Origin of the sequence: Acinetobacter sp. V2 (assembly GCF_001188385.1) — a bacterium.
In the GTDB taxonomy this organism is placed as follows: Bacteria; Pseudomonadota; Gammaproteobacteria; order Pseudomonadales; family Moraxellaceae; genus Acinetobacter; species Acinetobacter oleivorans.
This window is the reverse complement of sequence record NZ_JZFB01000003.1, coordinates 390,088-391,098: the sequence shown is the minus strand read 5'-3', so window position 1 is coordinate 391,098 and position 1,011 is coordinate 390,088. Positions and strand designations below refer to the sequence as shown.

The window sequence follows — 1,011 nt, the reverse complement described above, 5'->3', positions numbered from 1 at the left end:
CCTATCCGCCAGAACTACGCCTATATCGAAAGACGATTTGGTACTAAGCCAGCAACTCGATATCAAGAAGTAAGTTTTGATGTACAGGCAGAAACTAACTTTCACTATCGTCCGTTGTGGAAACCTGAAAAGACCTTAAATGATAAAACCCATACTGCCCTGCAAATGCAAGACTGGTACGCATTTAAAGATCCACGTCAATTCTATTATGGAACTTATGTTCAGCACCGTGCGCGTTTACAGGACACAGCCGAAAGTAATTTTGCTTTTTTTGAAAAACGTCAGCTTGCAGAACATTTGTCTGATGAAGTCAAAGCCAAGGTCATTGAATGCCTATTGCCATTTCGCCACGTTGAACAAACTGCAAACTTACACATGATGTCTGGTAGTGCCTATGGTTATGGTACCGTGCTTACCCAAGCTTGTATTTATGCCGCGATGGATCATTTAGGAATTGCGCAGTACATCTCACGGATTGGCTTAGCTTTAGATGGTAATAGCGGCGACTCACTACAGCAGGCAAAACAGGCTTGGATGCAACATCCAGCATGGCAAGGCTTACGCCGTCTGTGTGAAGAAAGCCTCACAGAGCAAGATTACTTCAAACTTTTCTTATTACAGAACCTTGTGATTGACGGCTTTGTGACAGAGCTTGTCTATCAACAGTTTGATCAGTGGTTAGTGAGTCAAAATGCTCGTGACTTAGCCATGCTGACTGAGTTTATGAAAGACACTTTAAGTGATTTACGTAAGTGGTCAGACACCGTCATTAAAACTGCGGCAGCAGAATCCGATCATAACAAACAGCTATTAAATGAATGGTTCACTGAGTCTTTAACTCAAGTAAAAGCAGCTTTTACACCTTGGGCAACAGCAGCCTTAACAGCAGAGGCAGTCGATCAAGCAGAACAAGTCGTTATTGAACGTGCAAAAAAACTCGGCCTACAACCACTAACAAATGCTTAAGGAGAAGCAACATGTCTAAAGTCTATCTCGCATTACAAGACAACG

The 1,011-nt window shown here is 42.5% G+C and carries 1 protein-coding gene; it reads left to right on the top strand.

Annotated features, from left to right (window positions below; all coding sequences use genetic code 11):
* A partial coding sequence (locus UC75_RS12650) for an aromatic/alkene monooxygenase hydroxylase subunit beta (RefSeq protein ID WP_049837804.1) occupies positions 1-966 on the top strand: 966 nt, incomplete at its 5' end.
* Positions 967-1,011: the final 45 nt, after the last annotated feature.